We start from the raw sequence: 6492 nt of genomic DNA on the forward strand, positions 1-6492 counted from the left end.
TTCCCCTGATATCGACCGCCTGTTACCATGGAATTTCAAAAAATAGGTGTGGTTTACTAGACGCTTACGTTAAAAATATCTGTTAAGGGGTGATCTCCGGGTCCACCTGCTGCCATTATATAAGTCCTTAAAATACAAAACGTCTAATAAACCGCGCAACAACGCGGAGCTTTAATAGTGTAAACTTCGCGACGCGAAACACAATGAAAGAATAAAGACTGGTTAGCCATCGACTTTAAGTTGTAATTGATTGATTTTATAGCTTTCAATCAAAAGACTGGACATCTATCGACTTTAAGTTGTAATTAATTGATTTTATAGTCTTTAATTAATGGGTGTCCGTTATCTTTTGTACGCCATTTTTCGTTTTTATTGTCTAATAAGCAATGCACATAGGCGTATTGGCTACAGGGTCTGGAACCACTTTTGCCGAGAGAGAAAATACATCCTGTAATAATTGCTCTGTAAATATCGCTTCTGGTTCGCCCTCTGCAATGACTTCTCCTTGCTTCATGACCACTAGATGCTCACAGTAACGGCAAGCTTGGTTAAGGTCGTGCAGGACAACAATCACGGTTTTGCCTTTGGCTTTCATCGCCTGCATTAACTTCATCAACTCAATTTGATGTGACAAATCCAAATAAGTGGTAGGTTCATCTAACATCACCACTTCGGTATTTTGTGCGAGTATCATGGCAATCCAAGCTCGCTGTCTTTGACCACCTGAAAGGGAACTTGCAGTTTGTGTTGCAAATTCACTGACTTTTGTTTCGAGCATCGCTTGATTAACGATCTGCTTATCTTGGTTGTTTAACTTACCCCAATGAGAAATATAAGGAGAGCGGCCATATTCTACTAAGCGTTGCACGGTTACGCCTTCAGGTGTGGTGAGTATTTGTGGTAATAAAGATAGCTGTTGTGCTAATTCTTTATCAGCAAAGGTTTGTAAAGGTTGGTTGTTAAGTAACACTTGTCCTGCATTGGCCTTATTAATACGCGCTAATGCTTTTAAAAGCGTAGATTTACCACAGCCATTAGGACCGATTAAGGCGGTAATTTTACCCTTGGGCAAGGTTAAATTAAGATCTTTGATAATGGTTTTGTCGCCATAGGATACTGTAAGATTTTCCGTTGATATCATTACCAAGCCTTATAACGTTGTAGTAAAAAGATGAAGTAGGGAGCGCCAATTAATGAGGTTAATACACCTGCGGGTAATTCCAGTGGCGGCTGTAAGCCTCTTGCTAATGTATCTGCAATAATCAACATCAAAGCCCCTAATAAAGCCGAAGCAGGGATCAGGTATTTATGATCATGACCGAACAGCATACGTGCAAGATGAGGAGCCAATAATCCAATAAAAGCAATCGTTCCTGCTACTGCAACACTAATACTGGCTAAGATCACAGCCGTTAATAATGCAATTAATTGTAACCTAGAGGGGCGAATGCCTAAGGACGTTGCACAGTCTTCACCGAGTCCCATGACATCTAATCGCCATGCTAACCAGAAGGCAAAAGGCAGAACAACGGCAAGTGTCGCCCAAATAATAGGTACTTGCGTCCAGTTTCTTCCCCATAAACTACCCGTTAACCAAACCATCGCAGTATTCATTTCAACAGGGTTAACGATAATTAAAAAATCGATGCCGCTAGATAAGAAGGTACTAATAGCAATACCGATTAAAGCCAGCCTGATTGGCGTTGGTTTAGTTTTATAGGCAATAAATAAAATAATTGTTGCGGCGATTAAGCCACCTGATAAAGCGGTTAATAATAATAGATAAACCGGTGCCGCAGCATAAAAGACTAATAAGGAGGTAGCGGCTAATCCTGCACCTGCACTAATTCCCATTAAATCAGGGGAAGCTAAAGGGTTACGAATAACACCTTGAATCAGAGAACCAGATAAACCTAAGCCTGCACCAACACCAATCGCTAATAACAATCTAGGTAAACGGTATTGATTAACGATAAAATCGTATTCGCCACTATGTAGTAAGGTATCGATGATCTGTTGTCCAGAAAGTGTTGAAGCACCAATAAACAAACTACCAACACTAATCAGTAATAAAATAAGCAACAGTGAAGTTAGTTTTAAACGGCTCATAGGGCTTTATTCCTAATACTGAGGAATACAAAAAAAGGTGCGCCAATTAATGCAGTGATCACACCCACTGGCGTTTCAGCGGGAAAGGCAATACCACGTGATAAGGCATCTGCCCAAACAATTAAACAACTACCTAATAATGCACTAATAGGCAGTAATAAAAGGTAGTTGTTGCTCACTAATCCCCTTGCAATATGCGGGACGATTAAACCAACAAAGCCGATTGGTCCAACTACCGCAACGCTAGAAGCGGTTAATAAAATTATTGCCATACAAGATAAAAAACGAGTAAAGGAGATATTAATACCTAAGCTGGTGGCGACTTCATTGCCTAGTGCGAGTAGATTGAGGTTTTTAGCGACATAGATAGCAATAGCTAAGCCAATTAGACTGGTTGGCCATAACTGCTGCCATTGTTGCCAATCCATACTGGCTAAAGAACCTGATAACCAAGTGATCACGCTATAAGCTCTATCATCGGCTAAGATAATTGCTGCACGAGTGATTCCAATTAATAAAGCATTAATCGCGATCCCCGCCAAAATTAATTTTAATGGGTTACTCCGAGCTGAGAAAAAGCCGCCTAGAAAAATCACTAACGCACCACTAATTAAACCGCCAACCGATGCCGATACTAAACTCGATACTTCACCTAAAACATTCACACCAATACTTGCTAGGGCCATAAAGCAAGCCGCGCCAGAGTTAATGCCTAATATAGAAGGTGAAGCAAGTGGATTACGGGTTAAGCCCTGCATCAATACTCCAGCTACCGCTAAATTTGTACCAATTAATATTGCTACTAATAATCTCGGGATACGCGTGGTTGCTAATATTTGCTGCTCAATGCTCTGACTATCGAAATTAAATAAGTAAGCTGAGATATGTGATAAGTCAAGCGGAAAGCTAGACCAAGCAATGAGAGAGTAAGAAAAGCTAAATATGAGCAGAATGAATGCGCAAACAAAGAGCAAAATATATCGAATAGAGAGGGGCATAATATTTTGAAATACCTAAGTGAAGGAAGAAGCTACCTTGTTTATTCGCTTAGGCCCTACAACAAAAGTCATATCACCTGTTAGATGTCGAAGATTCTATTTTAAAAAGTAATAACAATCAATATCAAATAAAAGGATTAACTTAGTCAAAAAGACTTTTTGCTCTTGTTAATGATATGGATTATCAATACTATTCGCATATGGGTCCAAACACCACTGGAATGAGTGAATTGAATCACGAAATTGTATGCGGAAGGCCTTAAACGGATTTTCTACCAATTAAACTACAAAATGAGCAATCTACCATGAAATTTGCTATCAACCCTGTGACGCACAGTCTCATCCTAATGTTGGGGTTAACCTCTTACGTATCTGCCGAAGAAACCGCTACAGAACTCGACACATTAGTGATTGTAGGTAAACAAAACTCTTATTTAAACCCAGAAGTAAGCACTGCTACTAAGAGTAATGTAGATCCTAAAGATACACCGTTGACGGTAAATGTGATTAACCAGCAGTTTTTACAGGATATCCGTGCGGAATCTTTATCAGATGCATATGGTTATACAACAGGATTGAGCCAATCAGGTACAAATGCCGATAGCTTTAGTTTACGTGGGATAGATACTGAACTTAGCAATATTCAAGTGAATGGCTTACCAGGTTTAGCATCACGTTTTGGTTCACCAACCACCGCCAATGTTGAAAAAGTAGAAATTTTAAAAGGGCCCGCCTCTATAACTTATGGCCAAGTGCAGCCAGGTGGCTTAATGAATATCATCACTAAAAAGCCGCAAGAAGAAGCTGCCGTTCGTTATGATATTTCTGGTAATAGCTACAACACAGGCGTCAGTGATTTTGCTGAAGATAATAGCTTTACCGGAACGATTGATGCAACTGGGCCGTTAACTGAAGACAAAAAATGGTTATATCGTTTGATTCTCAGTGCAGAAGATACTAACTCATATCGCCAAGATGTAGATGCGCAAAACTATTACTTATTTCCAACGCTAACTTATCGTCCTGATACAGAAACAGAAGTGACGTTCGGTTTAGAGTTTCAATCTGAAAATCGTGTTAGTGATGACGGTTTAGCTGTATTAGATTATGATATTAACCAAATCGCATCAATCGATACACATTACCAATCCGCTGATGATGACGATAAAGATGAAGGGGTTGTGGCCTTTGCAAGCTACAATACTATGGTAACAGATGAATTTGATATCACAGTCGATTGGCGAAGTGTTTGGCATGAAGACTCATACACAACATATGAATCAAGAGATGTAAATAACGACACTGATACGGTATCAGTACGAGACCGTCATAATGAAAATAAACGTCAATATCATACTGTTGATGTAAGAACGACAGGCAGCTTATGGGCTGGAGATGTAGAACATCAAGTATTGGCTGGCATCAATGTAGGCTTTGAAAGAAGCGACTTTAAACGTGAAACTTATGCAACAACAGATATTGATTTTTACGTCCCAGAAGATCTAACTGAGCGTGATGAAGACGCTTACAGCTTAAACCACCGTGTTACAGACTACATGAACTACGCGGCTTACCTACAAGATACGATCTATTTAAATGAAACTTGGACATTAATGGGTGGTGTACGTTATACACGTCAAGATATTGATTTTGAACGTAGAGATACTGGCGCAACTGCATCTAGTTCAAGTGATGCTTTTGTTTCTCAAGGTGGTGTGGTTTATCACTTATCAGATGCGACATCATTATACGTAAGCTACGGTGAAAGCTTCAATCCAAATAGCATTGAAGATACAGATGTTAACGGTGATAATTTTGAGCCAGAAAGAGGGCGTCAATATGAAGTAGGCATGAAAACAGATTTATTTAATAACAAAGCAAACTTATCTATCGCTTATTTTGATATCAAAAAAGATAATGTAGTAGAAGAGAATGAAACCACCGGTGAAGACGAGTTGTTAGGTGAAGTTAAAAGCACGGGCGTAGAAGTCGAATTACTTATGTTACCTGTAGAAAACTGGCAAATAAAACTAGGTTATGCTTATGTTGATGCGCGTATCACTGATAATCCAGATGAAAATATTGAAGGTAATCGAACACCTGGCAGCGCTTTACATGATGCTTATGTTTGGACTAAATATAACTTCCCTTATAAAATTGCAGACGGCATTGTAGGTACAACATTTGGTGCTAACTATGAAAGCGCCCGCTACACCGACGAAGACTCAACTGATCGTGTTAAACTATCTGGTTATATGAATGTTGATTTAGGGGTTCATTATGAAATCAATGATTACCGTGCTTCTTTGAATGTTGAAAATGTATTTGATAAGTTGTACTACACGGGTGGCTCTGGAGACTCGAGTATTTACGCCGGTGATCCACGTAATATTACTTTCAGTTTATCAGGTAAATTCTAATCGTGTTTAAGTTTATTTATCAGCGCCTTTTGGGTGCTTTAATACTGCTTTGTACTGCATTGTCAGTACAGGCAAGTATTGAAGTAGAGCATGAGCTGGGGACTTTAACTTTGCCACAAGCGCCTAAACGTATTGTGGTATTAGAGTATTCATTTATTGATGCACTTGCTTCAATTGGTATTTCACCGATTGGTGTTGCAGATGATTTAGATCCGCAAAGAATCATTCCTGCTGTACGTGAGTTACTTGACCCATGGACTTCGGTCGGTATGCGCTCTCAGCCTAGCCTAGAAGTGATTGCACGCCTTAAACCTGATTTGATTATTGGTGATATTTATCGCCACCGTGTTAGTTATCAGGACCTTTCCCAAGTAGCACCCACCATGTTATTGAAAAGCCGTGGAGAAAGTTATCTTGATGCTTTAGAAGCTGCTAAAGTGATTGGTAAAGCGGTAGGTAAAGAGTCAGAAATGTTAGCGCGTATTAGCCAACATAAACAGTTAATGGATAGCTATCGTGAACGTTTCAAGAGCGAAGAAACGATTCAATTTACTACGGTTAATGAACGTGGCATGTGGATGCATGGACCACTGTCTTTTACTGGTAGTCTATTTAGTTACCTTGGTTTGAAATCAGCATTACCTGATTTACAGGATAATCACTTAATACAAGCTAACTTAGAGGTATTGTTAAAAGTTAACCCCGATTGGTTGTTTTATGTTAGGAGCAAGCCAGTTACTGTATTAGAAAGCTGGGAAAATAATCCGTTATTTAAATTACTTAAAATAAGTAAAACAGGACAAGTGGTGCAGGTGTCTTCAGCACTTTGGTCTTTAAATCGTGGCATGCTAGCCGCAGAAGGGATTGCCAAAGAATTGGATGAAGTCTTAAATAATTAAAAATAAAGACTGGACATATATGGTCACTCTTTGTCAATCAAGATTAGATTGATTTTATTTCGTTTT

At 39.2% G+C, this 6492-nt stretch carries 5 protein-coding genes; 2 read left to right on the forward strand and 3 right to left on the reverse strand.

Going from position 1 to position 6492, the window contains the following annotated elements; genetic code table 11:
- Nucleotides 1-376 precede the first annotated feature (376 nt).
- The 3 genes from fecE to V6256_RS14560 are packed head-to-tail and all read right to left on the reverse strand — an operon-like array spanning nt 377 to nt 3107.
- On the reverse strand, nt 377-1141 hold the full coding sequence (gene fecE / locus V6256_RS14550; RefSeq protein ID WP_341598993.1) for a Fe(3+) dicitrate ABC transporter ATP-binding protein FecE: 765 nt from the start codon (nt 1139-1141) through the stop codon (nt 377-379).
- Nucleotides 1141-2109 carry a FecCD family ABC transporter permease gene (locus V6256_RS14555; RefSeq protein ID WP_341598995.1) on the reverse strand — a complete coding sequence of 323 codons (969 nt, stop codon included), beginning with the start codon at nt 2107-2109 and terminating at the stop codon, nt 1141-1143. The genes fecE and V6256_RS14555 overlap by 1 nt, the downstream gene beginning before the upstream one ends.
- The gene (locus tag V6256_RS14560; RefSeq protein ID WP_341598997.1) at nt 2106-3107 is read right to left on the reverse strand and encodes a FecCD family ABC transporter permease; all 1002 of its coding nucleotides are present in this window, start codon (nt 3105-3107) and stop codon (nt 2106-2108) included. Before V6256_RS14560 ends, V6256_RS14555 begins: the two co-directional genes overlap by 4 nt.
- A 305-nt stretch (nt 3108-3412) precedes the next feature.
- Between V6256_RS14560 and V6256_RS14565 the strand changes: the two genes are divergently transcribed.
- Together V6256_RS14565 and V6256_RS14570 are read left to right on the forward strand one after the other, a co-directional pair.
- Nucleotides 3413-5527 carry a TonB-dependent siderophore receptor gene (locus tag V6256_RS14565; protein ID WP_341598999.1) on the forward strand — a complete coding sequence of 705 codons (2115 nt, stop codon included), beginning with the start codon at nt 3413-3415 and terminating at the stop codon, nt 5525-5527.
- Nucleotides 5528-5529: 2 nt separating this feature from the next.
- Nucleotides 5530-6426 (forward strand): Fe(3+) dicitrate ABC transporter substrate-binding protein, encoded by an 897-nt coding sequence (locus V6256_RS14570; RefSeq protein WP_341599000.1) that lies wholly within the window; start codon nt 5530-5532, stop codon nt 6424-6426.
- Nucleotides 6427-6492 lie beyond the last annotated feature (66 nt).

Origin of the sequence: Psychromonas aquatilis (assembly GCF_038155185.1) — a bacterium.
GTDB lineage: Bacteria > Pseudomonadota > Gammaproteobacteria > Enterobacterales > Psychromonadaceae > Psychromonas > Psychromonas aquatilis.